Origin of the sequence: uncultured Bradyrhizobium sp. (genome assembly GCF_936943645.1) — a bacterium.
Taxonomy (GTDB): domain Bacteria; phylum Pseudomonadota; class Alphaproteobacteria; order Rhizobiales; family Xanthobacteraceae; genus Bradyrhizobium.
Map to the genome: position 1 here is coordinate 81,950 of NZ_CAKZJO010000051.1, position 23,849 is coordinate 105,798.

Here is a 23,849-nt window from a genome sequence, read left to right on the forward strand (position 1 = left end):
CGGATGTTTTCATTGAGAAAGGTCGCTCAATCATTTCTGAATAATCGAGTACCTAAAGAAGTTGACTCCTCGCATAGCTCCCAAGAACGTATCGACACGCTTGTAAGCCTGCAGCTCGACGTCTTTGCATTGATCTGAGTTGAAATAGCAGACCTTGACCTTGATCAGCTTTGGGCAATTATTCTTGATGCTAACGATATGGTCGAGCATATCGGGATTAACCGTCTCCCGGCGGGCTGCAGCTTCAATGTCAAGACATGGCCGCCCGAAAGCATCTCTTATGACGCCCGCACGGGATTGTTCTGCCGGGCCCTGCATCGTGATACTCGATGTACCGGAGCTGGATTGCCCTTGCGCGGTTGGCACAACACCAAGCAAAGCTATCGTCATCACCCAAAAAGCGCAGCCGCGCGTCATCGCCATGGCCTCTCGTCAAATTCAATATCAGGAACTTTTACATTGATGCCGTCGGCGGAAAGTCGCCTCGACAATCGCTCCTTGGATTCCATGTCAACCGTCTTGAGACCACTAAGTAGGCTTTCCCGCTGCGCCCAGCCGACGGTCTCAAGGTTGTTCACTGCAACTTCAATAAAATCGGAGTCTACCAGGGCAGCGAACTCAGCGATCACGCGTCCTTGCAGCCGACTGCTGAGCATGGGAAAGGACGCCAACGCCAGCCGGCTCCGTCGCGATGCGATCCAGCCTTCAAAGGGTCCCGCTGCATAGGAAAGTTCCAAAAACTGGATGTTGCTCTCCGCAAACCCACCGCGAAAGGTAGCCACCGAATAGAGCGTCTGCCAAAGAAAAGAGTCAGCTGGGCTTTGTGCCAGTGTCGATCTAACTCGCTGTTCGCCAACCTCGACTAAAAGGTCGGCCCCTACTGCGCCGTCATGCGCCATCGTCTCTTGGCTTTTGCGTACTGCAACAAGAGCTTTGGCGCGCGCAACGTCAGGATGCTGAACGAGTGGCACCGACAGCGCGTCCAACCACACCTGAATGTTCGTTAACACGCCCGGCTTGAAACGGTCTTCGACCACAATCCGATCAATGACTTCGCGCACGGCCAACAATGACCGGAACGTCGGCAGCGTTGAATTCGACCAAAGTCCGCCGATGAGACCCAGGAGCAAGAGCAGAAAACGCACGCCGAGCGCGCTCAGCGGGCTTACCGCGCTACTCCACATACCCGTACCGAGCGTAGTATTTCTGGTAATAGTAGCGGCCGTGATAAGACTCGTACCGAGCTAGCACCTTCGTGTCGGCCTTGTTCAGCACAACACCGAGCAATTTGTCAAAAATCTCGGGTGCGTTTCGCAAAATATGCTGAACCACGTCCGTCTTCGTACGCCCCCACTCTACGACGAACATATAGGAATCCACGAAAGAGGAGGTGACGCGCACGTCAACCACTGGCGCCATCGGCGGCATATCCAGGACTACATAGTCGAACTTCGCGCGCAGCTGGGAGACGAGCTCATGCATTGCCTTTGATGCAAGTATTTCGTTTGTATGCAGCAGCTTTGAAGTGGTGCCGGCGGGCAGAATCGCTAGGCCCGTGGTAGGATCAATCGACAGCACTTCTTCAAGGCGCGCTTTCTGCGCAATAACATCGACGAGGCCTACTTGCGCATCTGGAAGCAGAGCGCGAGAAAGCGAAGGATTGCGCAAGTCGGCATCGACCAAAATCACCTTGGCTCCAGAATGCGCCATAAGCTGCGCCAAATTCGTAGATACTGTACTCTTGCCTTCGTTCGGCAACGTTGAAGTGGTCGCAAGAACGCGGTTTTCGCGCACAATCGAGTTAAGATCGACCGCAACCTTCAGCGAGCGAATTGCCTCCGAAAAGCGTGACAGCGGATTGTCCACGACATAGCGCAACAAGTCCGGCTGAGGGTTGGCCTTTCGAGTAAGCTTGCTACCCAACCCAACAGAGGAGCTCGATCCACCGAGCGCGGGCAGGAAGGCAATGCAATTTGCACCCAGCACCTGCTCCACTTGTGCGGTCGTGCGAAAAACATTGTCGCTGAACTCGCGCGCCATAGCCGCGCCAAAGCTGAGCAACAATCCGCCGAAAAGGCTCGCCGCCAAAATGACCAGCGACTTCGGGTAGCTCTTAACCAGCGGGGTCGTTGCTGCGCTGATCACGCGAGCCTCGGTGATCGGGAACGATTGCTGCTGCACGCTTTCCATGTAGCGCTGCAGGAAATTATCGTACATCGCCTGGTACGACTGCGCGTTGCTTTCGAGTTCTCGGAGCTGGATTTGAGCCTGGTTCGTCAGCTGGGATTCGGACACGGCGTTGTTCAGACTCGACTTGATGCTCTCCTCACGGGTGACCGCAATGTCGTAATCGCTCTTGTAGGATTGCTGAATGCGCTTCAGTTCGTCCGTGATGTTCTTCTTGATCTCTGCCATTTGGCGGCGCAGGTTTACAGCGGCAAGGTGGTCCGCACCGTATTTCAGAGCCCAGATCGATTCCTTGGACGCCATGTCGACATATTGCGCGCGCAACTTGACGATGGTCTCATTCTTCAGTGCGTCCGCGACGTTGGCATCCGGAATATCCTGCTTGAGGATGTCGTTCATCCTATCGAGCCGGGCCTTGGCCTCTGCTGTGGCCGCATGAGCCATCACCAGCTGACTATTGACCTCGGCGAGTTGCTGCTCGTTCATCAGCCGACCGCCGGTATCCACGATGTTGTTGGCGGTCTTGAAATCGACAACGGACTTTTGGGCAGCGGAGGCTTGGGTGCGAAGCTCCTTGATGCGGTCTTGAAGCCAGACGCTGGCGCGTCGGGTCGCCTGATACTTCGCCTCGAGTTGATCGACGATATAGGTATCAGCGATCGCATTGGCGATGCGCGCCGCCTTAACCGGATCCTTGGAGGTGTAGCCGATCTCCATCACATAGGTCAGTCCGATACGCTTGATCGTCCGGTTCTTTTCGAATCGCTCCAGCGCCTTGCGTGTCTGCTCGAATTCTGACGGTGCATGTCCGTCGGAGAACAGATTCCCGACAAAATCGATCACGGCGCCAAGCAAGCCGCCACCACTCCCGGAGAACTCCGGGTCCTCAATCAAATGGAGGTCACGGATCACGGCGAGGCTAATATTTTCGGATTTCAGGATTTCGACCTGCGTTTCCACGGTCGCGGAATCGACGGCAACGTCGCCAAGTAACGACTGCTGCTGGAATAGTTGCACCTTGCGGGTGTCGATTACCATCGAGGCGGTGGAGGTGAATTGAGGTGCAGTAGTGAAGAGATACAGCAGCGCCAGGATCATGCACGCCGAGACGATCGCGACGATGGTCGGGAATTGGCGGCGAGCGATCTCGACATAGGAGGCCAGCGTTTGCGACGGGGGGCCGTCGGCCTCGGCGAAATCACGGTTGATCTCCGAGGTCGGCTTGTTCACCTGCAACATCTAGAAATTCCTGAAAATGGATCGATCTGTCGTCTTGGGATCAATGCTGGGCCAGAAGCCTGCCGGCTCTCCGGAGCAAACCGCATGCCTGGGTAACGCGCTGCGCACTACACTAGCACAAACCTGCCTGCAATTGAACGCGTTCGATGCAGTGCAACGCGCGCTTTGCGCGACATTTTGCAGGAAGCTTAACGGCGCAACGCAAAGCGGCGCCTGCTGGCGCCGCTGCCGTGAGAGATGTCATGAGCCGGCCGCGAGGCCGGTTCCGATCAGCGCGGGCTGACGCTGTTGGTGGTGCCGCCAACGCCGCCGCTGCCGCCGTTGGGCGCGTTGTTACCGGTCGTGTTGTTGCCGAACACGACTGTGCCACCGCCGCCGCCGCCGGTGGGGAAGCCGTTGCCGGTCGGTCCGCCTGCGCCGGTGCCACCGCCGCCCGCGCCGCCGCCGGTCGCGGCGATCTGGACGTCGCCGGTCGCGGCCTGGTAGGCGGCGATCACGTCGGCGTTGCCGGTGCCGGCGATCGCGGCCTGGATCTCATTGGCATAGGCCTGGTCGGACGAAGCGGCCATGCGGGCGACCTGGGCGAGGCCGGCGACGATGCCGCGCATCTGGTCCTTGGTGGTCGCGGGATCCTTCAGGAGCGCGATCAGGCCGGGAAGCGTGGTCGGATCGGAGGCGCCGAGGTCGCGCACGCGCGAGATCAGCTGCGGGCCGCCGGTCGGATATTGCTGCAACAGGCTGCTGGGCGCGGCCTTGAAGTCGGAAATGACGGTGGCCGGCAGCTGGCGCTGCGGCGGGTAAACGGCGGCGCTGGCGGCCGTGCTGATGGTCGCGGCGAGGGCCGCGGCGGCAGCCATGCGAAGCGCAATCTTGATAACGCTCATAAACAAACCTCCAAAAATCAGCTGCCCCGATGTGCTTCCTCGGCCCGGGCAAATGGCTGTGCTCGTTGCAGGAATTTATCCGAAGAGAAAAGGGCTGTCCACTTATTCTAAAGACTTCGTAAACGGCGCAACTGCTTCAAATCTAGACACTTTTGTGAAGCTGGGGCACCCGGCTCGGGGCCTCGGCTGCGGTTGTCCGGCGCCCCTCGCCTCGCCGGCTGGTGGCGCCCGCCTCCGTAGCGGGGCGGCTTTCCTGCGTGCGGAAGGACTGCGACAGGCCCGCGCCGAAAAGCGCAAAGAATGGAATGCTGTAGCCGGGCACCTGCAGCGTGAAGTCGAGGCACGAATGCAAGAGCGACAGCGTCGCGGTCGCCGCGGCCGCCAGCGGGATGATGGCGTCGCGCCGCCGGGTGAACACGCCCCGCGCCAGCACCAGCAGCATGATCGCCCAGCCCAGCGCCACCAGCAGCGCCATGGGGATGCCCACCTCGGAGGCAAGCTCCAGCGGCGTCGAATGCGCGGCATCCCAGACGCCGCGAATCGAGATGTTGGGGCTGCGGTACGGCGGAAAGGCCCATTGGAAGGTGCCCATGCCGGTGCCGAACCAGGGATTGTCGCCGATGATCCGAAGCGTCGATTTCCAGGCCTCAACGCGGCCCTCGTCGACCAGGCCCTGGCTGTCGAAGCGGCTCGAGACGCGGCCGCCCAGGAGCTGCAAGAGGCCGAGCGCGACCGCGATGCCGGAGCCGAGCGAGATCCAGATGCCGGTGCGTGGCGGCAGGTCTTTCCGCAGGAACAGGGTGAACGAGACGATCATCGCGAGCAGCGACAGGCCGACGCCGGCGCGCGACGTCGTCATGAACATCGCCATCAAGCAGATCAAGAGGCAGCCGAGCTGCGGCAGGATCTCTCGCGGCGGGATCGTGCGCAGATCCAGCGACAAGCGCCGCCATTCGATGTGCCGCTCGGGCAAGCGGCGGCGGACGTCTTCCAGGATCAGCAGCATCCAGATCACCGCAGCCGAGCCGAAATAGGCCGCCGCCGTGTTGCGGTTGATGAAGGTGCCGGTGACACTGCCGAGATAGGCCGTCTTGTCCCGCCACAAGATCATGGTGGGCTCGATCAGGAACGAGAGCACGCCGTAGAGCGCGTAGGCCGCCCCCGAGATCGCGATCACCCACAGCATGCGGCGCGCGCGCTCGCGGTTCGCACCGACGGTGATGCCGAGCACGATGGCGAGGATGTTGGCGAGCGGCGCACCAAGCGCGAAGAACGCCTCGTTCTTCACGATGGACGCAGAGGGCGCGATCGGCACCCCGAGCAGGTCCGAGGCCTGCTTCCAGATCGGCTGGAACGGCGCGAGGAAGGGATGGTCGGAAAGCTGCTCGTGCAGCACGAAGCCATAAGCGGCAACGATGACGCCGATGCCGGCGAGCAGCCATAGATGCGGCGCTCGCAAATCGCGCGTCGGTGCGAAGATCACCGCGATCCCGAGGCACAGGCACCAGAAGGCGATCGACAGATCATTGGTCGAGCCGAACGGGAACGGCGCACCGGCCACCACGAAGAGCAGGATGAAGACAGCCGGCAGACTCCACGACCAGCGAAAATTGGACCAGCTTATGGTGGGAGGCCAAAGGCGCATCGTCGTGTCTTGCGAGCTTTTCTTGCGAGCTTTGCTCTGGCTTAGAGGAAGCAGTCGATCGGATAGATCTTCAGGTCGACATTGAGGCGGCTGTTCCGGGTCTGGGCCCGGAATGCGTAGAATAGCCCAAAGCTATCACTCCCCTGATCGAGTTTTATTCCAGGGGTTAATTCGTCGGGCGGCACCAGCACGCCGATGTGGCGGTTGATGGCCGAAATCTCGATCCGCCCGTCCCCCTCGCCAAAATGCCCGCCCAGCTGCGTCACCGTGACCTTCGGCAGGCCGCGGCGCTGATGGCAGACCTCCTCCTCCCAGAGCTTGGTCTGCTGAACCAGTGGCTTGCCCGCGCCGTCGGGAACGACGATGTCAGGGAAGGACGGACGCAGCATTCCAAAGAACTTGCTCTCTTTGGAGTTCGCCGACAGCCGGACCGTGAAGGACAGCTCGCCCTTGCCCCCCTTCAGGCGCGACAGGATCGGGGCATCGGGCTCGGCCGAGACCATTACGTCGATGCGGTGGCGAACGCCCAGCTCCGCGGCCGCGCCGAGAGCCGTCCCGGCCGGTGCAAGCCCGAGGGCGAGCAAGACGAGCGCCGGGATTCGCCCAACTGTTCGAAAGCGCATGTAGCCCCTTGCAACACAGCGGGGGTGATGGATGGCCAGCGCCTTGCCGAGTGGCGCCGCGATCCCGGCAGGGCCCCGCAAGCCCGATAATACCGATCGGATCGCTAAACGAAAATGGCACCGGGACAAAGCCCCGGTGCCATCGACTGTGTTCGATCAGGTTGGCCCCGTCTTACGGCGCCAGCTTGATGTTGTTGCGGAAGATCAGCGCATCGTTGCTGAGGTTCACGGCATCGCTGCCGGTCGCCATGATCACCCGCATGTAGTTCAGGAACTTGGCAACTTCGACGTTGCGCGAGTTCGAGACGTAGATGATGTCGCCGTTCTTCATCATGACCTTGGTGGCCAGGAAGAAGCCGCCCGGATCGCGGAAGTTGACGTTGAAGATGACCGGGATCGTCTCCGAGGTGTACTTGCTCACGTCGATGCCGAGCTGGGCCGCAACGTCGCGCGGCTCGCGGCGATAGAGATAAACGGCAGCGGGATCGGCCTGACCATCGAGCAGGCCACCGGCCTTGCCGACGGCTTCGCCGAGGTTGATGCGCCAGGCATCGAAGTTGAACTCGCCGCTCTGGCCGCTGGCGCCGAACGCCATGAACTTCTGCTGCTCGCGATAGACGTAGATGCTGTCGTCGGGACGCACATAGACGTTGTTCTCGGGCGCCATCACGAGATTTTCGAACGGCACGGTGGCCCGCCGTCCGCCACGCTCCAGCATGACCCAGGTCTCGAAGCCCTGGCCCTTGATGCCGCCGGCGCGGGTGATCGCATCGAGCACCTTGTCCTTGGCGCCCGCCGCGCTCGCCGGGTAACGCGCCGGCGAATTGACTTCGCCGAGCACGCTGATGAGCTGGGTGCGCTGCGATGACATCGCCACGACCGCCTGCGGCTCGATGGCACGGTTACCGATCTTCTCGATGATCGAGCGCTGGATCTCCACCGCCGTGCGGCCCGCAGCCTTGATCTGGCCGGCATAGGGCACCGTGATGAAGCCGTCGTTGTCGACCGACTGATCCGGGATCGTCACATAGTTACCGGGACGGACGCCGGCTTCCGCCGGGATGAACAGGCCGCCTGCCGCGGCTTCGAAGATGGTAACGCTGACGACGTCGCCGATGCCGAAAACGATGCTGGCGGGCGGACGGCGATCGGTGAACACGCCGGCGAGCCCCTTGGGCTCATGCGTGTGCAGGATCTTCACAGTGGCCGGATTGAGCGGCACCAGCTCATAGGCCGGCGCGCTTTCCGTCTGAATCTTGTTGTTAACGTCATCGGTCAGCGGACCGGAGCCGGGATTGGTCGAGCAGGCTCCGAGCGCCAAAGCGGCGGCCAGAAATGCCGGCGTGAATACATAAGTTTTGGCAAAGGAATGCATGAATCGCGCCCCAGGAGACCCCAATTAACTCGATTGGTACGGCGGAGCGGGCGGTGCGACAAGGGTTCCTGAATGGTTAACGATGCGATCAGCGGGCAACTGTTGCGTGCGGGCCACGCTTTCAGGCTTGGTTTAACCCTTTGTGACTATTTGTTGTATTTCCTGTGCCCGGTCGGAGAGCAACCCGCCCAAGCCAAGGGCGGGGAACCCGAGCGCCAGCCTTCTTGCCCCCTCGTCCGCCTGCTAAGACTGGAACCATCAAGATAGGAATCCCTCGTGTCTGGCCTCCTTCTGTTCGCCCTTCTGGCAGGATCGCTCCTTGGCGGCGGCGACCGCCTCCTAGAACCGGCTACCTCTTGCGCGCGGTCCGCGTGCCCGCATGCCCCGGTCGTGGAGGTAGCCACCTCCTCCTCAGTCTGGAAGTTCAGCCGCACCCAAGGGGGCAAAGAGGGTGAGAGCTTCGCGGCCATCACCAAGACTGCGGACACCACCCAATCCGACCCCGATTTCGCCGGTCTCATCGTGCGCTGTGCACCCAAGGGCAAGATCGATGTGCTGGTGGCCCTGATCCGGCCCTTTCCGCCGCGAAGCCATCCCAAGGTCACCATCGCCGCCAGCGGCGGCGCCACGCTGAGCGTCGAGGCCAGCATGGCGGCCGCGGGCGCCGCGGTGCTGCTACCCGACGAGGTCTCTGCCTTTGCCGCCGGCAAATGGCAGACGACGGCCTCGCTGTCCCTGGCGGTTAGGGAAGGCGACAGCGAGATCAAAGGCGTGGTGGCCCTGAACGGGCTGCGGGAGGCCTACAACTCTTTGCTCGCGAATTGCGGCCAATAGGCCAAATTTAGCCATACGACTTAAGGGTCTTTTTAGGGTGGGGAACCTAGGGTCCGAGACACGGAGTGTTTCGGATGACCGCGCTTTTGATTTTCAGCTTTCTGGTAGGTGCCGTGCTCGGCCAACGCTTTCGCGTCCTGGTGCTGCTCCCGGTCACATTCGCCCTGGTGCTCACCGTGCTGCCGGTCAGCCTGATGACAAGCCTTGGCGTGCTCGAAGGCCTGAAGGCCGCGGCCTTTGCCGCCATTGCGCTCCAGGCCGGCTACCTGTTCGGCTCGGCCGCCCGCTTCAGCCTTGCCGCCGCCCGCGCCGCGCGCGTGTTCGCCCGGCCGGTCAAGAGCGCGCGCTGATCTCTCTTTGCGATCAATCTTTCGCGCGCATGCGCTGGGATGACGGGCAAGCTGTTGGCCCGGACCGGCCTTTGCTTGAAAACGGACCTGCGGCTTGTATGGTGACCTGATCGTTTCAGGATTCCTCGTCGAGCGCGCCGTTTGTCCCTCGCTTATTTTGCCCTCATCGTTTCCATCGTTTCCGCTTCCGCTCTCGAAATCGCCGGCGCCAAGTTCGGTGCACAGCTCGGGACGATGGCTGCCGCGCTCAGCCTGCTCGCAGCTACGCTAAGCGCGCGAAGGGCCGATTACGACCACTATGTGCGCGCGACCTCCTGGGGCCGCTGGATCCTGATCGCCATTCCGCTGTTGGTTGCGGCTCAACTGGTGCCGCTCCCGCCAGGCTCTGGGCATCCGATCTGGGCGAGCGCGCGCGACGTCCTTGGCGGCCTCTCGCTTGGGCCTGTCACCGCCGATCTCGGCTTGACCTTGAACGCGCTGATGCTGGCGCTGGCGGCGACCGCCCTGCTCGGCGTGACCATTGTGGTCGTCCGCGATCGCGGCCGCGCCGAGCTGGTGCTGTTTGTCCTCGCTGGCGTCACCGCCGTCGCCGCCCTGACCCTGGATCTGCATCGGCTCGCGCCGGCCGTTGCAGGGGCCGCCACAACCCCCGATTTCGCGACGACCCTGGCCGGCTTCGGCCTCGTCCTGAACCTGGCGATCATGCAGCTTGCCGCCGAGCGGGCCGAAACGCGTCATTCGCTGCTTCGCTCGATCGTGCTTGGCCTGCTCGGCCTTGCGGGAGCCTTGATCAGCGCGACTGCGGTCTTTGGCTTGTCCGGGACCAACAATGCGGTCGCGGCGGGCTTCGGTATTGTGTTGATCCTGCTGATCCTCGTCATCCGCCGGCTCGATCTGTCGCCGTTGGCCGCGGGCGCGCTAGCCCTCGCCGCGCTGATCGGGGCGGCGATTGTCCTGACCTTCCTGTTCGAACAGAGCTCCGGCCCGGTCCTCATGCGGCTCACCCCCGATATCGGGGCGGAGACGCGCGCGGCGCTGGAACGGATGCTGGCGGACACGCGCTGGTTCGGCGCGGGCGCCGGAACCTTTGCTGCCGTCGGCAGGATCTATCAGAGCGATGCCGGCGCGGCCCTGACGGCGCCGTCGACGGCAACAGCGATCTTCGCCGGTATGGGAGTGATCGGTCTCGTTTGCTCGGTGCTGGCAGGCCTGATCGCTTTGGTGCGTCTGTTCTTCGGCGCTTTGCAGCGCGGACGCGACTCGTTCTTCCCAGCGGCCGCCGCGGCCTGTCTTCTCTTTGCGCTGGTCCAGAGCTTCGCAGGGCCAGGACTGCTGCATCCCGCAGCAATCCTTTGTCTGTCGGTGATCGCAGGTTTGGGGCTGTCGCAGAGCGTCAGCCAATCCTCGTCACGATAGAGCGCCGATCACATCACACCGCGCGGTCGCCCAGCGAAGCCCAGTAGTTCGGGTTCTTCGGCGACTGGATGCGGACCCAGCGATAGGGCTTCTTCGACCACGGCAGGATGTGGCCGGAGAGATTGTCCAGCACGAGATCGCCGGAGAAGGTGCGCACCACGACGACGAGATGGTGCTCGCCCCAGGTGGTCACGACCTCGCTCAGCAGCACCGAGCGCGCCGGAAAGCCCTTGGCGATCAGCTCGTGGCGTTTTGTCACAGCGTAGTCGTTGCAGTCGCCGCTCACGGGATGCAGCAGCCATTTCTCGCCGCGCAGGCCTTCCAGATTGGCCTCGGGACGGATGGCGGTATTGACCTGCCGGTTGACCTCTTGCATCTGCCCCAGCCGCTCGGCGGTCAGCTTCAGACGGCCGCCCCGGAAGACGATCTGCTGCGGCCGCGGTTTGCACTCGTCCTTGTACTTCAGGCAAAACAGCGTGAACGCCATTGGCGCCAGCGTCGGTTGCTCGAACTTGATGTACTGGATGGCCCCGCGCAGCCCCATCGGCGCACCGACGAAAGCGGCTTGTGCGCGCTGCTGCACCCCCGCAGCAACGACGATGGCGGCCACGGCCGCCAGGAACTTTACAACTTTGCGCATGTCGCGCTCCCCGTTTTTGTTGGGGAGACGCTACGCGAGACGTCTTGAAATACGGCTCAAAGGCCGCGCGATCCTTTAATCAAAATGCGGGCTACTCGGTCGGAAACAATTAAGAATACCGATGTGTGACTTGTTCTGCTAAGAGCGGTCACAACGTTCCGCTCGTGACGCTAGAAGCGATTCGACCTACCTGATGGGCCTTTCCAGACGCTTTCGAAAGAAGACCAAGCCGCGGCTTCCCGACGGCGTTCGCGTCTATGCCATCGGCGATGTGCACGGCCGCGCCGATTTGCTTCAATCGCTGTTAACCGTGATCGACGCGGATCTTGCCCGCTCGGCTCCCGAACGCGCCATCCAGGTCTTCCTCGGCGACTATGTCGATCGCGGTCCGGACTCACGCGCCGTTCTTGATCTCTTGATCGCACGCTCGACATCGCACGAGACGGTTTGCCTCAAAGGCAACCACGAGATCTTCCTGCTCGAGGTCCTCAAGGATCCGACCCGCCTGCAGGAGTGGCGCCACTATGGCGGCCTGCTGACGCTGGTCTCCTACGGCATCACGCCGACCATGAACCCGACGGCGGAGCAGCAGGTCGAGCTGATCGAAGGATTGAAGCGCGCGATGCCGCCAGAGCACCTGGCCTTCCTGCAGCAATTGCCGTCGTCGTTCACCTGCGGTGACTTCTTCTTCGTGCATGCCGGCGTCAAGCCCGGCGTCCCGCTCGAGCGGCAGAAGGACGAGGACCTGCTCTGGATCCGCGAGGAATTCCTGGCGTCCGAGGAGCGCTTCGGCAAATACATCGTGCACGGTCATACGCCGGTCAGCGTGCCCGACATTCGTCCGAACCGCATCAACATCGACACCGGCGCCTACGCGACCGGAAACTTGACGCTGCTGACGATCCAGGGCGATAGTCTGATGGCAATTTAAGAGCCCTGCTCTCGTTTCAATCCCGTGCTCGCTTCGCCCTCACAGGCCACGTCGATTTCATCATGAACCGCTTGTTCCTGCTTCGCCTCATCGGCATCTGCACCGCGATCCTGCTGGCGCTTCATGCCGGCATGGCGTTCTACGGCGATCTCGTCCGCCCGGATTTTCGCGCGAGCGACTTGTTCTCGGGCGAGATCCCGCCCGAGAAGGCCAAGGTGGCGGCCGGCGGTGTCCTGGCATCGGTTTCGCTGGATGGGGACCTGCTCGCGAATTACGCGGCGGCGAGGGCCGCCGACGTTCTCCATCGTCCTTCCTCCGATGCCGGCGGGCGGGCGAGCGAGAACAAGGCGGCCCAGACCGCCGTCGTCACGGCCCTGAAGGTCTCGCCGATCAGGCCCGCACTCTGGCTCACACTCGGCACGCTGCAGGCCCAGGCCGGCGAAGCGGCAACGCCGGCGGTGAAGATGTCCTACCTGACCGGATCGGTGCCGATTGACGTCGCCTTCTCGCGCGTCCGGACCGTGACCTCCAGTGCCGCCGCAACGGACGAAGAGATCAAGCTGCTGGCGCAATCCGACATCCGCTCGGCGCTGGCCAATCGCTCCCGTTACGAGCCGCTGCTGATCGCGGCCTATGTGCAGGCAACGCCGGAAGGCAAGTCGCTGCTGCTCGAGACCACGAAGGTCACCGATCCCAAGTTCAACGAGATCCTGCGGCGGTACTAAAGCCTCAGCGCACCGATTTAGGGTTGACCGGGACGAAGTCCTGGTCGCGGCGCGGCTGATCGGGTCGGCCCTGATAGACGAACATGCCCTTCTTGGTCGTGACGATGTCGCCCCGCTGCAGGCTGTCGTCGCGGAGCAGACGTTCGGTCGCGACGAGGTCGGGATCTTCGGGCACCGGCTTGTAGAGCTCCGGATGCTCCCGCCGTTCGCGCGAGGCCTCCTTGGCGCGACGCCGCGCATCCTCGATGCGTTGCCGCCATTCGTCGCGCGTCACTTCCGGCTCGCTGGGTGGAAGATAGTCGCTGAGCGAGGGCTCCGGTTCGCTCTGAGCCTGACAGGAGAGCGGACAGGCAACATAGACGGCAAATCCGACAGCCGCGGCCACGATCGCCTTGATTGGCGCTTTCTGCAGCAGCCGGCGACGGGATACGAACTTGCGACGAATGGATTGCACTCCGAAGACTCCAAGGAAGGCCGACATCAGCCAGAGGCGCGGCAACTTCAGCTCATCAGGTTCCCGATTGCAAGAAGGTGGATGCGCAGTCAGCCGCGTGGCTCCATGGAAGCTTCGGTGGCCGCCCACAAAAATTGAAAAACAACCCCATGCACAGTAGACGGCCCCAACCAAATCAATGACTTACGCCTTTCCGAAATGCAGGAGACGTCGGGCAAAACATGTAGCGGAATGCATGGTTCCGAGTTGGGTCTACGGTCATCCGGTCAACCCAAGTTCCGGGTGCATCGCCGTCTCCGGACAGCGGCCCTTCTAAGACCTCGTTAGATCATTTTTGCTATCTTCCGGCATCACTCCCGGAGTTGCCGAGCATGCGTGCAAGACCATTATTGCTGTCAGGTGTTGCCGTCGCGGCTTTCGCCGCGTCCAGCCCTGCTGCGCAGGCCAGCCCGCTCTGCATCAAGGAGCGGACGCCGTTCGCCTTGTCCCAGGACACGGTGAAATGGACGATGTCGATCGCGCCCGGCGCGGAGTGCATCCAGGGCCTGCGCTGGTCGTATATGCAGATCTTCAACGTATCGGTCGTGAGCGGACCCACACGCGGGCAATTGGCCGTGGTCGGCTCCGGCTTCCGTTATTCGGCCGAGAACGAGACGCCCAAGGCCGACAAGTTCACGCTGTTGATCTCGGGCAAGAACCGCCACGATGCGGGGACGTCGACCCTGGAGGTCGAGGTCAACCCTCAATAGCTCGTCTCAAGGCGCCTCAAAGGATCCCGGAGGACTAGCGACGGCTCGACCCGCTGCCCCGGGTTCTGTTCCCTCGGTAGGGCTGCGCGTGTCCCCGTGTCGTCACAGGCGGTTCGATCCGGCTCGGGATATTGCGCGTCGCGTTGGGCGGCGCAGGCTGCGACGGATTGACAATGGTCACGTTGCGATTGGGCGTCGAAGGGTCGTTGACCCCCTGGGCCCAGGCGGCAGCCGGCATAAGCAACGCAATGGCGATCAGAACTGGTCGTTTCATCCGATATCTCCCGAGCAAGAACGTCAGGGAGGCGATCACCGTTCCTTCACGGTTCGTTGGGCGGCGGCCTCAGCGGGGAACGGCGACCAGCTTGCCATCGCGCCAGACGCCCTGGGCCGACTTTCCGGCAGGCAGGCTGCCCGACAGGTTCCGAACGGCGGTCGGCCGCGAGGCCGCCTGATTGGTCTGTGCCTTCTTCGTAGGCGTCGTGATGATGCTCGAGCTTGTGGTGTTGGCCTGGTCCTTGATCCCTTGCGCGAGCGCAGGCGAAGCCAGGAACGTCAGAACCGAGAGAACTGCCAGTAAGCCGCGCATGGTCGAACACCGGAATGAGGAGCTTTCGCGAAATGTCACAGGTTTTCCCCTAAAAGCAAGCATCTTCGAAAGACCACCAGCAGCCCTGGCAGCTGCGTCTGCGGTGGAAAAATCTAGCGAAATGGCCTCATCCGGGCTACTTGATCGGCCTTGATGACCGACTCCGGTGAAACAGCGGCCAACGCCCCCTCGACGCAACAGATCAAAGCCGGGTTTATCCGTCTCCTGTCGAGCCGAATTCGCGCCGTATCCGACGATCCCCACCAGATGCGGGAGATCGTCTATGAGCTGGCGCGCATCAAGCTGATGGAGCAGTTCACACACGCCGAAGCGCGGGAATCGCGCGAGCTGCAGCAGGTTCTCGAACGTGCCATCAAGGAGGTCGAACGTACCTTCGCGCGCAGCGCTGCGGCGGAGGCGTCAAAGGCGGACGCGGCAGCCGCCGTTTCAGTCCCCCCACCGGTCGCCAGCCCTGCTCCCCCACCCATTCCGGCATCCCCCGTTTCGGCTGCGTCCCCTGTTTCGAAGGATGCGGGAGCCTCGCGCCGTGCCGTGGCACCCCCGCCATCGCTCGATCAGCCCAAGCGGCGCGGCACCTTCACCTTTCTTATTCGACTGGCCGGCATTCTCTTGCTCATGGCCGGAGCAAGCGCCGCGGTGATCCTATGGCCGCGTTTGAAGACCCAGGTGGCCGCACTGTCACAATCGTCGCAGCCATCCGCGCCGGTGCCGACCAGCTCCGAGCCCCGGCCGGCCGCCACGGCGCTCCCAACGGAGAGCGAGCCTGTCGAGCGGTCGCCCGACACCGCAAAGGAGCCGGCGCCCACAGCACAACCCGCGATGCCTTTGCCGACGACTTTCGGCGTCTACGCGTTGAACGAAGGGCAATTGCAGGAGCTGAAGCCCGTCCCCGGAAAGATTCCCGACCGCCGCGTCGCGATCTCGGCGGCCATCAACACGCCGAGCGCAACGACGCTGACGAGCGGGGACGTCAGATTCATCGTGTTCAGACCCGACGGAAGCATCGAGGCGAGCGTGACCGAAGTTCGCGTCGTCGCGAAGGTGTCGCGGTCGATGGGCGTTGATGCCTCCGGCAAGGCGGCCATGGTCAGCGCGGGCGATTCCTGGGTCATTCGCAGCATGTCCTATCCCTACAAGGTGGGGCCGGTCGAAGATCAGCAGAGGATGCTGCTGCTGCAACCGGAGCAGGACGACTTCACGCTGTCGCCCGGACGCTACGTCGTCGTCGTCAAAGGCATGGGCTACGATTTCACCGTGGCCGGGACCGTCACCGATCCCAACCAATGCGTCGAACGCATCAACGCGGCGAACGGGGCGTTCTATTCCCCCTGCCCGCCGCCGCGACGCTAGCCGAGCTCCGGTTTCTTATTTCGACGGCTTGCTGTCCTTGGACGGCTCCGCCGGAGCGTCGTCGACCTTGCCGTTGTTCGCGACGCATTTCTGGAAGTATTCGCGCTTGTCCTTGGCGGTGCCCTTGAGACTGCCGGCCGCCGGGTTGCCAATTTGCTTCGGCGGATAGGCCTTGGCGACCGCCGCGTCGCATGCGCGCGCCACTTCGGCGGTAATGGCCGACGCCGTCACCGGCGCAGCCAATGTCAGCACACATGCCAATCCAATCAACCTTCGCATATCTCTGACCGGCACGTCGTTGCTCCTTCAAACCATGAATGCTTGCCGGGACCATAGCAAAAAGGATCGAAGCGCCAAACCGCAAAGCGGCGCCGAATTGTCACGCGGTCAGTCTTGCTCATCGAAAGCATTCGACGGCACCTGCCGTAAAATCCGCGTCGCCCTTGGGGATTCGTAAGATAAGGAAAGGTCGCGGGTAGCAAGAACCACATCTGGAGACGCAAGTCGGGATCACCGACTTCGCATCGCGGCACGGCTTGTCGGACGACGGACAGTCGGCATCGCTAAGGGACTATGATGAAAGTGCGAACCCCAGAAAATGCCTCAATCTGAGAAGCGGTGGTCAAATCGACACTTTTCACTCCATCCTGGATGTAGATGTCGAAGTCCAGAAATGAGTTAGTTGGCGCGGGCGTGAACCGGATGATATAGTTCGTGACTATTGTCTTCGAGGTCATGTCGGCCGCGTCGATCTGCCAGAATTGCGGGTCGACGCTCGATGCCAGCGACTGTCCTTGGTCAACAAATGCGTGCCAAGGGCGAATAAGGCCCGGGATGTTTCGAAGCTCCTTCGGACCCGAATCGGGTGCATGCGCGCTATTCCACTGTTCAATGGTCCCCCGGAAGGGATCTCCTCTTATCTCTGGGATCGACTGGACCTCTTTATCCGAAGTCGTCAAATAGCCGAACCATCCCGGCGTTCGCACCAGAGAGACATGAGTGGTTTGATCTAGGGTAAGCGTGCGCTTCGATTTTGCTGAATAAAAGGAGGCTTCCGTATCGGCTTTCTCGAAATTGTTCATAAAGCCGAGCTTGAGCCTCGAGCCGAACTGACGTCGGCTGATTCTCACGCAAGGATCAAGGACGTAATAGCGTCCAGAGGCGCTCAATAACAGCGTTCCCAGGCTCACCGCTCTCGCATCCTCGATCGGCTTTGGCGAAGATAAACATTCACCCCAAGCTTCGGAACACAATGCAAGAAGGAACGACACAAGGATCACGCACCTCTTCATGCTTGCGCTCCTGGGTCCACGGCCTTGTCGCTCAAGGCGCTCAACGCGATCTGCGAGATCAAGAGGGTCCATAGAATAGGAAGAACGGCCGACATAGCCAACACGGCTGGATTGACGGCTTCGGTGGGAAGTTTGAGAGCGGCAATCGCGTCGATCAAGAATGATGCCAGCTGGACGTTGGCAAGCGAGATCGCGAACACGGCAGAGGTACCCACCAAAAAATAGCGATGCCAACGATTCGCAATCTTGGTCACGTACCGAAAATAGAAGGGGCTAAGGCAAAGAATGATAAAGAAGCCAATGACAACCGGATAAACCTGTTGCTGGGGTGTTTGGAAAGCACTCACCAAACTGGCTTTGGTGCTGATGAATGCCGCAGTCACGTCGGCAGGCAACATTTTGCTAAATCGATCTAACCCGGTATCAGACGACTGAATTGGGGCCGGCATAAATATCTCCTACGCAAGCGCTAGACCAATGGCTCGTTGAATGATGTCGGCAATCGCTGCTGCCGCCTCGACGTTCTCCTGGAACTCTTTCGCAGAATTGATCTCGCTTCGGATATCCGCATTTGCTGATTTGAGGTCGGCAATTGCCCGTTTGAGCTCTTCCGATTCATCGGCGGCCTGAAGTTGGGCGTTCTGCAGTCCGAACAGATACTCGCGGAGCCGCCTTATGGCTGTTGCCATTGCCGCCCTTGTCTCGGGCGGCGCCGCGGTCTGGTTTTGGTAATCCGCCTCGAGCACATTTATATAGTTCTGCAGGCTCGGAATGATCAGAGCTCCGGCTTGCGCGAATTGCTGGCTGTTTGCCATCATCAAGCGCCCTTCTTCACGGCCGCGTCGAGCGTCTGTGCTTTCTCAAGAAAGTCGAGCAGCAGACCGGCAGCATCGGTAAACGAATATGTCGGATCCTTAGCCGCGCGGACGACGGCTCTGTGAGCCAAAAGAAGAGCTCGGAACGGGACGCGCGAATCCGCCGTCGCCAATTCGTTCAGGCTTTTCTCTTGAAGGCTTAGCTCGTTGGTCAATCGAGCCTGCTCGGCAGGATCCGTCGATCTCCTAAGGGCTTCGGCCTGCTCTTGAAGATACCCCCTCTCAACACCGATAACGATACCTTGAAGCTGATAAGACGTAGCTCCCAAGGACGTTATCGCATTCTCGATGCGATATCGGTTTCTGATGATCGCGGCTCTTAAAGCCTCGACACGTTGCGCCTCAATAACCTCGCTTGCTACAAATCCTACAAGATCTAGCGCCGCAAGCACTGTGGCGGACTGCCGGACTTGCGATCCGAATGATTTGACGCCTGCTCGCGCCGCGGAGTCGATTTTTCCTACGGCCTTCTGAATCGCTTCGGTATCTTTGGCAGCAGCCAGCTCCGCAAGCCCGTTGCTGTAAGCTGTCACTTGCGCCATGTAGAGAAGAGCATTTGGAATGGTCGACTTCGGTGGCGTAAGCCCTTCGAAGGTGCAGCCTCTTCCTATTTCGCAAGTCCCAATCCTAAGATCGTCGAGCCGCGCTCGGATCTGGATTCTGCGCTTTATCTCATTGTTGCGTTCATCGAGCTTGGCGAGTGCCGACTGGCTCGCGATGACCCCTTTCGCAAAGGTACTGATCGACTCTTTGTACGGCTCTGTGGTGCAAGCTCCGAGCCACAGCGTACAAGCAACGACCACCGCGCAACGCACGGAACGCATCGGCCCCTCTTCCCATTTAGCTCCCGAATCGAGTTGATCACGCAAATTTCTAACAATCAATCAGATTGTGCCGAGAGGTAAACACCACCTATGTCGAGCGATCACACTTATTGGCGGGGCCACGCGCCTGCACCGTCGGTCATTTGTGCGGCGCATTATTTTGTCTGATCAAAGTATCAAGCGAAGCGCCTATGTAAAGAATCCCGGGCTGGGTCCGCAAACTTCGTGAGGACTGAATATTCCGGCGGCTGAAGGTGGTTGCGCCACTGCTAGGGCCGTCTCCGTAGACACCTGAGGACGGCCCGAGATTGCCGCCAGCCCTTGAATGGATGGAGCCAAGATAAGCAAGACGACGAACAGTCTTCCCTCGATATCTAGGCCTAAGCAGTCTGGATGGTTCTCCGTCGCGCCAGCAAGCTCCCGTCGCGGTGAGTGGCGGCGACCTCGCGGCCATCGGCTGCGCGCCGCAGACGCTGCGTGATTGAGCCAAGAAGGCCGAGCGGTTCTGGCCTCTCGACTTGCACCGGTCGCCCCCGAACCAATCCGCTTCAGCTGTTGAGCTGCGGCGGCTTGAAGTCCGGAAAGCGCGTCAGCATTGCGGTCTTGACGAACTTCAAATGCGCAATGCTGCTTGCCAATTCCTTGAGCCGGCGCTGGCCGTTGGAGATGTCGGCAGCGAACAGATCCTGGTGATGATTGTCGAGCGCCTCGCGCTCGAGGTACTCGTCGGTGCCGTTTCCGAAGGTGACGGAAGCACGCGCAAGCGCATCGTCGACACGTCGGTTGAGCCCGACTTGCTCCCTCTCCGCATCTCGCAGGGCTGTGTCGATCGCAGCCATGACGGCGCCGATCCTTGCGCGATCGGTCTCCGCGTCACGCTCGGCGGAGCGGGCCTTGAAGCCCTTGTCCTCACGGCGGGAGCCGAGGAGGTTGTGCGCGCGCGCTCTCAGGAACAGCTGAAACATGTGGGCCATCCCCATTATCGAGATCTAAGCCGCCACCATCGGTCAGACATAGTTAATAAAGCCTGAATCCTGCGTCCGCCCTGCCTGGCTTTGTGCGATCCACACCCGCCAGGCGCCCTCGTGCTTGGAATACAACTCAAGCCATCGAACGTCGTCAACCGTGGCGACCTTGCCCATGCCGATCCCGGTCATGATCTGCACGGCCTCGGTCGAGGCCAGATCCAGCGCTTCGAATTCCGCCGTCTCCTTCAACGAGAGCCCGATCAGAACACGGTGTCCCTGCGCGTCGACGAAATACCTGCGCGGCGCATTGTGCCGTTGATCAATCATTTGAATGACCCTCGTTCATGATCCAAGGACCTGGGAGATCCCTGAGATGCCGGCCATAGCCACAAACAAACGCAATCAAAATGAGGGCACAAATCGTCGCGCCCAGCAACGCAATCAGCCACGTCATCCACGCCTACCCGCGCGGCCTTAAAAATCGAAGGCCCAAGCTCGCCACCAATTGTTCCGTCTTAGGTCGCCTTTCCCGAGCGCTCAAGGGCGGCGACGGATTAACCTAACCGCACATGGTTATTTCGACTTCGCCAACGACCATTCGGTGGGGCGATGCGCGCCTTGCGATCACGACGGCCGCGGGGGCCGACCGGTCTCCATCGCGGCGGGGGTGTAAGGCGCATAAAGACGATATCGCGCCGATCGCTTCCGCGAACGCCACGCCCGTACGGCATAGCCGCAGCCAAAGCCCGCTGCGAAAATCGAAATCAAAACCAAGACAGCCAGCATCTGGAATGTTCCCACATTTGCCGGAACGTTCCTCCCGCGCTCATTTCATCTTTTCGTTGCGTCGACTTCAAGATCGGCAGCGCCGAAACTTTTGTCAGACGAAGATGAAGTTTGTGCAACATGGTGCTCGAAGATTGGTCGGCACGTCAGAGCACGAAGTGCGGTGAAGAGGCTCCAGTTCTTTTTACCAGAACTCGACCCGCCAACACTATGAACCCTCGTTCATCCGGTGCTTCAAACATTGGCCGGCGCGACTGCTCATGGCGACGGGGTCGCCGGCACAACTTCGCCGGCTGCGATCACGTTCATCGAACGGTGCGCATCGGATTCCCTCTGGAAATACCGTGGTTATACGGAGCATCGCGCAGCGACTTCCTCGCGGTAAGGTTGAGAGGTTAGCTTAATCCGCGTTGTGTGTTGCGCAGTCTCACGAAACGCATATCCATCTTCGCACCAGGCTCCCCCAAGCCTGGCCCCACCCAAGCAAAGCCGTCGAGCGAACATGGGTCGCTTGGCGGCTTTGTTATTGTGTCGAAGAGGATCATTTCGGTTATGGCGCGCAAGCCCTGGTCGTTCAAGGAAGATCGCCGGCTCATGGAGCTGGCCAAGTCTTCGGCTTCGCTGGAAGAGGCGGCGAAGGTTCTCGGACGCTCACCCGATGCGATCAAGCGCATGGCCCTGCGGCTTGGTCTTTCGTTGAAGTCGAAGCCGGGCAAGAAGGTCTAGCCCTGGCAACAGTCTGTCGCGCAGGACACGTCCCGCTCACCATCGCGGCAACACGTCCTTCGAACCGCGCGGCTTTTCGCCATGCAGGAACCAAAGCAACCCTCGAGTGTTATCCAGACTTCGCAGTGAGGTCTGGCAGTGGTCCATTTTGCCATTTCCGCAATGTTGATTTGGCTGGCGATCAACATCGCTTTCGTGGTGCTTCGGCTGCGGGCTGCCCGTGATCCGGCCGCGCCCCATATCGACAGATCAGGCAGACCTTATCGGGACGTCGTCCACGCCCACCCTCGGTGAGCGCGACGAAGCCTCCTGCCTTTCAGTCCAGTCGGCCCATTCAGACCTAGTTGCGCGTTTTCTTCTGGGACCCCATCCCTGGGCTGGTTCCGTAATTGGGTGTCCCCGTCCCCTTGAAAGCTCCGCCCATGCTGTCCGAACCGGAATTCGTCGCGGTCCCGCTGCGGGTGGTGGGCTGATTGCCCGCCGGCTGGTCTTTGGTCCCTTGCGCCGAGGCCGCGGAACTCGCGAGAGCCAACGCGAGGAGAAATAGGCTTACCGTTCTGGTCATACTGCTCAACTTTCCATGCTTGAGGCCGCAAGACCATTCGTCAGGCGACCGCCGGGATCGGGCCTTCGGGCGCCGGTCTGGCCGTTAAACCCTATCTTAGCCCCCTCTGGCTAGGATCATTCGCAAGATCAGTCCCCAGCCTCTCCTGAATTCCGCCCGGACCGGATGAGACTTCTGCGACCGAACCTTCCATTTGTGGCGCTCGTGCTTGCGAGCACGATGGCGTTTGGGCTGGCGGGCCATTTCGCGGCAGAGGCCGTCATCCGCCACCAGCAGGTGCACCAGCTCAACGAGCTCACCGAGGTCGTCCTGCGCCGCTCCGAATTGGCCGTCGATTTTGCCGTGGCCAGCCTCGACGAGCTCGCGAAGCGTGATCTCGCCAGCTGCGCGCCGGCAGCGCTGCAAGCCGTCCGCCTGCATGTCTACCAGCGCTCGGCGATCAAGGACGTCCGCCTCGTCAATCCGGACGGATCGGTGATCTGCTCGGCCTATTCCGAGACGCTCGAGTTCGACAAGGGATGGGTGGATCGCCGTGACATGCTGCCCTCGCACGACAGGAAGCTCTCGCTGTTCCGCGTCGAGCAGTTCGGCGGCGACGCATTGGGCGTGCTCAGGGACGTCAACCGGAACTCGGCCTTGGTCGCCATTGTCGGCATCAACGCCGGCCTGTTCGATCTCATGCCCGCGGAGCTGCGCGCACACAGTGAAGTGGTCCTCGCCTTGAGCAATGGCGAGAAGCTCGGCGCATTCCGGCTTGATGCCGACAGGCCGCTGCCAGGGCCGATCAGCTTCGACAGGCACTCCACGCGCTTCCCGCTTCACGCCACCATCCGGCTCGAGCGTGCGGTTCTTTCCAGCTGGAACAGCGAGTCGTATTGGCCGGCGCTCGCACTCGCCCTTGGACTTGGTGCACTCTTCGGCATCCTGCTGGCACGCAGCCGCCGGATGGAAGGGCCGGTCGCAGATCTCGATCGCGCCCTCGCAACCGGCGAATTCAAGCCGTACTACCAGCCCATCTTCGAGCTCAGGACGGGCCGGATCACGGGCTGCGAGGTTCTGGCGCGCTGGGTTCGTCGGGACGGCGCGGTGGTGCCGCCCATGAACTTCATCCCGCTGGCCGAATCCAGCGGGCGCATCCAGGTCATGACCTGGCAGCTCCTGAGATCGGCGCTCTCCGACCTGCAGACCGTCTTGAGGGCGGACAAGAGCTTCAAGATGTCCGTGAATGTCGTGCCCAAGCATCTGCTGAGCGCCGGCTTCGTCGAAACGCTGCGCCGCACGGTCCTGGCGGCCAGAATCTCCGCGCGCCAGATCGTGGTCGAAGTGACCGAACGCGACGAGCTCGACGATCTCACCCACGCAGCAGCCGTGGTGGCCGAGCTGCGCGACCACGGCTTCCGCGTCGCTATCGACGACGTCGGCGTCGGCCATAGCGGGCTGTCGCGGCTGAAGGGGCTCGGTGCCACCGCGATCAAGATCGACAAGTTCTTCGTCGACACCATCACCGTGGACGCATCGACGACCACGATCGTCGAGATGCTGGTCGCGCTCGCCAAGGACTTCCGGATGACGGTCGTCGCCGAAGGTATCGAGACGGAGGAGCAGCGCCGCGCCCTGATCGCGTCCGGCGTCGAGGAAGGCCAGGGCTATCTCGTCGCCGCACCGCTGCCGTTTGCCAAATTCAGCGAGCTCGTCGAGTCGCGCCGCAACGCCGCGGTCGCCGCGCCCTCCGGCGATGTCCTGGTCGCCTGACCGGCTGCGCCGAAAGGACATCTCGCCGTACGCCACGCGAGCCCCGCGG

The 23,849-nt window shown here is 61.5% G+C and carries 26 protein-coding genes; 9 read left to right on the forward strand and 17 right to left on the reverse strand.

Annotation, left to right across the window (positions count from 1 at the left end; translation table 11 throughout):
* Positions 1-30: 30 nt before the first annotated feature.
* The 7 genes from Q0743_RS10045 to Q0743_RS10075 form a co-directional block, all read right to left on the reverse strand.
* Complete coding sequence (locus Q0743_RS10045; protein ID WP_298241373.1) at positions 31-423, reverse strand: hypothetical protein; 393 nt, start codon at positions 421-423, stop codon at positions 31-33.
* A complete protein-coding gene (locus Q0743_RS10050; protein ID WP_298241374.1) occupies positions 414-1,145 on the reverse strand; it encodes a hypothetical protein in 732 nt (243 codons plus the stop codon). The genes Q0743_RS10045 and Q0743_RS10050 overlap by 10 nt, the downstream gene beginning before the upstream one ends.
* A 28-nt stretch (positions 1,146-1,173) precedes the next feature.
* Positions 1,174-3,426, reverse strand: coding sequence for a polysaccharide biosynthesis tyrosine autokinase (locus Q0743_RS10055; RefSeq protein WP_298241375.1), 2,253 nt, complete (start codon positions 3,424-3,426; stop codon positions 1,174-1,176).
* 269 nt (positions 3,427-3,695) lie between these two features.
* Complete coding sequence (locus Q0743_RS10060) at positions 3,696-4,310, reverse strand: hypothetical protein (protein WP_298241376.1); 615 nt, start codon at positions 4,308-4,310, stop codon at positions 3,696-3,698.
* A gap of 142 nt (positions 4,311-4,452) precedes the next feature.
* Complete coding sequence (locus Q0743_RS10065) at positions 4,453-5,955, reverse strand: O-antigen ligase (RefSeq protein ID WP_298241377.1); 1,503 nt, start codon at positions 5,953-5,955, stop codon at positions 4,453-4,455.
* 41 nt (positions 5,956-5,996) lie between these two features.
* Positions 5,997-6,539: a hypothetical protein gene (locus tag Q0743_RS10070; protein WP_298241378.1), complete on the reverse strand. Its 543-nt coding sequence runs from the start codon at positions 6,537-6,539 to the stop codon at positions 5,997-5,999.
* A 211-nt stretch (positions 6,540-6,750) separates the two neighbouring features.
* Positions 6,751-7,953 carry a polysaccharide biosynthesis/export family protein gene (locus tag Q0743_RS10075; RefSeq protein WP_298241379.1) on the reverse strand — a complete coding sequence of 401 codons (1,203 nt, stop codon included), beginning with the start codon at positions 7,951-7,953 and terminating at the stop codon, positions 6,751-6,753.
* Positions 7,954-8,343: 390 nt separating this feature from the next.
* Here Q0743_RS10075 and Q0743_RS10080 point away from each other — a divergent pair, with 390 nt between their 5' ends.
* From Q0743_RS10080 to Q0743_RS10090, 3 genes are all read left to right on the forward strand, one after another.
* Positions 8,344-8,787, forward strand: coding sequence for a hypothetical protein (locus Q0743_RS10080; protein ID WP_298241380.1), 444 nt, complete (start codon positions 8,344-8,346; stop codon positions 8,785-8,787).
* A gap of 74 nt (positions 8,788-8,861) precedes the next feature.
* Positions 8,862-9,137 carry a hypothetical protein gene (locus Q0743_RS10085; RefSeq protein WP_298241381.1) on the forward strand — a complete coding sequence of 92 codons (276 nt, stop codon included), beginning with the start codon at positions 8,862-8,864 and terminating at the stop codon, positions 9,135-9,137.
* 141 nt (positions 9,138-9,278) lie between these two features.
* Positions 9,279-10,553, forward strand: a complete 1,275-nt coding sequence (locus Q0743_RS10090; RefSeq protein WP_298241382.1) for a hypothetical protein — start codon at positions 9,279-9,281, stop codon at positions 10,551-10,553.
* Between the two features lie 13 nt (positions 10,554-10,566).
* Here the strand turns inward: Q0743_RS10090 and Q0743_RS10095 are convergent, their stop codons facing one another.
* Positions 10,567-11,193, reverse strand: a complete 627-nt coding sequence (locus tag Q0743_RS10095) for a transglutaminase-like cysteine peptidase (RefSeq protein WP_298241383.1) — start codon at positions 11,191-11,193, stop codon at positions 10,567-10,569.
* Between the two features lie 193 nt (positions 11,194-11,386).
* Here Q0743_RS10095 and Q0743_RS10100 point away from each other — a divergent pair, with 193 nt between their 5' ends.
* Complete coding sequence (locus Q0743_RS10100; protein ID WP_298241384.1) at positions 11,387-12,124, forward strand: metallophosphoesterase family protein; 738 nt, start codon at positions 11,387-11,389, stop codon at positions 12,122-12,124.
* A gap of 62 nt (positions 12,125-12,186) precedes the next feature.
* On the forward strand, positions 12,187-12,849 hold the full coding sequence (locus Q0743_RS10105) for a hypothetical protein (protein WP_298241385.1): 663 nt from the start codon (positions 12,187-12,189) through the stop codon (positions 12,847-12,849).
* A gap of 4 nt (positions 12,850-12,853) precedes the next feature.
* On the opposite strand, the gene Q0743_RS10110 is transcribed toward Q0743_RS10105, so the two are convergent.
* Positions 12,854-13,303 (reverse strand): hypothetical protein, encoded by a 450-nt coding sequence (locus tag Q0743_RS10110; protein WP_298241386.1) that lies wholly within the window; start codon positions 13,301-13,303, stop codon positions 12,854-12,856.
* 371 nt (positions 13,304-13,674) lie between these two features.
* Between Q0743_RS10110 and Q0743_RS10115 the strand changes: the two genes are divergently transcribed.
* On the forward strand, positions 13,675-14,052 hold the full coding sequence (locus Q0743_RS10115; protein ID WP_298241387.1) for a hypothetical protein: 378 nt from the start codon (positions 13,675-13,677) through the stop codon (positions 14,050-14,052).
* A 343-nt stretch (positions 14,053-14,395) separates the two neighbouring features.
* On the opposite strand, the gene Q0743_RS10120 is transcribed toward Q0743_RS10115, so the two are convergent.
* Positions 14,396-14,641 carry a hypothetical protein gene (locus Q0743_RS10120; RefSeq protein ID WP_298241388.1) on the reverse strand — a complete coding sequence of 82 codons (246 nt, stop codon included), beginning with the start codon at positions 14,639-14,641 and terminating at the stop codon, positions 14,396-14,398.
* Positions 14,642-14,794: 153 nt separating this feature from the next.
* On the opposite strand from Q0743_RS10120, the gene Q0743_RS10125 reads away from it, so the two are divergent.
* The gene (locus Q0743_RS10125) at positions 14,795-16,012 is read left to right on the forward strand and encodes a hypothetical protein (protein WP_298241389.1); all 1,218 of its coding nucleotides are present in this window, start codon (positions 14,795-14,797) and stop codon (positions 16,010-16,012) included.
* Between the two features lie 15 nt (positions 16,013-16,027).
* Here Q0743_RS10125 and Q0743_RS10130 read toward each other — a convergent pair whose 3' ends face one another.
* The 7 genes from Q0743_RS10130 to Q0743_RS10160 all read right to left on the reverse strand — a co-directional run bounded on the left by Q0743_RS10130 (position 16,028) and on the right by Q0743_RS10160 (position 20,298).
* Positions 16,028-16,264, reverse strand: a complete 237-nt coding sequence (locus Q0743_RS10130) for a hypothetical protein (RefSeq protein WP_298241390.1) — start codon at positions 16,262-16,264, stop codon at positions 16,028-16,030.
* Positions 16,265-16,575: 311 nt separating this feature from the next.
* Positions 16,576-17,304 (reverse strand): hypothetical protein, encoded by a 729-nt coding sequence (locus Q0743_RS10135; protein WP_298241391.1) that lies wholly within the window; start codon positions 17,302-17,304, stop codon positions 16,576-16,578.
* On the reverse strand, positions 17,301-17,753 hold the full coding sequence (locus Q0743_RS10140; RefSeq protein ID WP_298241392.1) for a hypothetical protein: 453 nt from the start codon (positions 17,751-17,753) through the stop codon (positions 17,301-17,303). The genes Q0743_RS10135 and Q0743_RS10140 overlap by 4 nt, the downstream gene beginning before the upstream one ends.
* Before the next feature lie 9 nt (positions 17,754-17,762).
* Positions 17,763-18,122 carry a hypothetical protein gene (locus Q0743_RS10145; RefSeq protein ID WP_298241393.1) on the reverse strand — a complete coding sequence of 120 codons (360 nt, stop codon included), beginning with the start codon at positions 18,120-18,122 and terminating at the stop codon, positions 17,763-17,765.
* Entirely contained in the window at positions 18,122-19,003 is an 882-nt protein-coding gene (locus Q0743_RS10150; RefSeq protein WP_298241394.1) for a hypothetical protein, read from the reverse strand. Before Q0743_RS10150 ends, Q0743_RS10145 begins: the two co-directional genes overlap by 1 nt.
* A gap of 548 nt (positions 19,004-19,551) precedes the next feature.
* The gene (locus Q0743_RS10155) at positions 19,552-19,968 is read right to left on the reverse strand and encodes a hypothetical protein (RefSeq protein WP_100181471.1); all 417 of its coding nucleotides are present in this window, start codon (positions 19,966-19,968) and stop codon (positions 19,552-19,554) included.
* 42 nt (positions 19,969-20,010) lie between these two features.
* The gene (locus Q0743_RS10160; protein ID WP_298241395.1) at positions 20,011-20,298 is read right to left on the reverse strand and encodes a hypothetical protein; all 288 of its coding nucleotides are present in this window, start codon (positions 20,296-20,298) and stop codon (positions 20,011-20,013) included.
* Positions 20,299-21,309: 1,011 nt separating this feature from the next.
* Between Q0743_RS10160 and Q0743_RS10165 the strand changes: the two genes are divergently transcribed.
* Together Q0743_RS10165 and Q0743_RS10170 are read left to right on the forward strand one after the other, a co-directional pair.
* Entirely contained in the window at positions 21,310-21,483 is a 174-nt protein-coding gene (locus tag Q0743_RS10165) for a hypothetical protein (protein ID WP_298241396.1), read from the forward strand.
* Positions 21,484-22,267: 784 nt separating this feature from the next.
* The gene (locus Q0743_RS10170) at positions 22,268-23,800 is read left to right on the forward strand and encodes an EAL domain-containing protein (RefSeq protein ID WP_298241397.1); all 1,533 of its coding nucleotides are present in this window, start codon (positions 22,268-22,270) and stop codon (positions 23,798-23,800) included.
* The last annotated feature ends 49 nt before the right edge of the window (positions 23,801-23,849 follow it).

Bases quoted from the DNA above. Each gene is read 5' to 3' on its own strand.
- Q0743_RS10045 (WP_298241373.1), bottom strand. From the start codon at position 423: ATGGCGATGACGCGCGGCTGCGCTTTTTGGGTGATGACGATAGCTTTG.
- Q0743_RS10055 (WP_298241375.1), bottom strand. From the start codon at position 3,426: ATGTTGCAGGTGAACAAGCCGACCTCGGAGATCAACCGTGATTTCGCC.
- Q0743_RS10060 (WP_298241376.1), bottom strand. From the start codon at position 4,310: ATGAGCGTTATCAAGATTGCGCTTCGCATGGCTGCCGCCGCGGCCCTC.
- Q0743_RS10065 (WP_298241377.1), bottom strand. From the start codon at position 5,955: ATGCGCCTTTGGCCTCCCACCATAAGCTGGTCCAATTTTCGCTGGTCG.
- Q0743_RS10075 (WP_298241379.1), bottom strand. From the start codon at position 7,953: ATGCATTCCTTTGCCAAAACTTATGTATTCACGCCGGCATTTCTGGCC.
- Q0743_RS10085 (WP_298241381.1), top strand. From the start codon at position 8,862: ATGACCGCGCTTTTGATTTTCAGCTTTCTGGTAGGTGCCGTGCTCGGC.
- Q0743_RS10095 (WP_298241383.1), bottom strand. From the start codon at position 11,193: ATGCGCAAAGTTGTAAAGTTCCTGGCGGCCGTGGCCGCCATCGTCGTT.
- Q0743_RS10100 (WP_298241384.1), top strand. From the start codon at position 11,387: ATGGGCCTTTCCAGACGCTTTCGAAAGAAGACCAAGCCGCGGCTTCCC.
- Q0743_RS10105 (WP_298241385.1), top strand. From the start codon at position 12,187: ATGAACCGCTTGTTCCTGCTTCGCCTCATCGGCATCTGCACCGCGATC.
- Q0743_RS10115 (WP_298241387.1), top strand. From the start codon at position 13,675: ATGCGTGCAAGACCATTATTGCTGTCAGGTGTTGCCGTCGCGGCTTTC.
- Q0743_RS10120 (WP_298241388.1), bottom strand. From the start codon at position 14,641: ATGCGCGGCTTACTGGCAGTTCTCTCGGTTCTGACGTTCCTGGCTTCG.
- Q0743_RS10125 (WP_298241389.1), top strand. From the start codon at position 14,795: ATGACCGACTCCGGTGAAACAGCGGCCAACGCCCCCTCGACGCAACAG.
- Q0743_RS10135 (WP_298241391.1), bottom strand. From the start codon at position 17,304: ATGAAGAGGTGCGTGATCCTTGTGTCGTTCCTTCTTGCATTGTGTTCC.
- Q0743_RS10140 (WP_298241392.1), bottom strand. From the start codon at position 17,753: ATGCCGGCCCCAATTCAGTCGTCTGATACCGGGTTAGATCGATTTAGC.
- Q0743_RS10145 (WP_298241393.1), bottom strand. From the start codon at position 18,122: ATGATGGCAAACAGCCAGCAATTCGCGCAAGCCGGAGCTCTGATCATT.
- Q0743_RS10150 (WP_298241394.1), bottom strand. From the start codon at position 19,003: ATGCGTTCCGTGCGTTGCGCGGTGGTCGTTGCTTGTACGCTGTGGCTC.
- Q0743_RS10155 (WP_100181471.1), bottom strand. From the start codon at position 19,968: ATGTTTCAGCTGTTCCTGAGAGCGCGCGCGCACAACCTCCTCGGCTCC.
- Q0743_RS10160 (WP_298241395.1), bottom strand. From the start codon at position 20,298: ATGATTGATCAACGGCACAATGCGCCGCGCAGGTATTTCGTCGACGCG.
- Q0743_RS10165 (WP_298241396.1), top strand. From the start codon at position 21,310: ATGGCGCGCAAGCCCTGGTCGTTCAAGGAAGATCGCCGGCTCATGGAG.
- Q0743_RS10170 (WP_298241397.1), top strand. From the start codon at position 22,268: ATGGCGTTTGGGCTGGCGGGCCATTTCGCGGCAGAGGCCGTCATCCGC.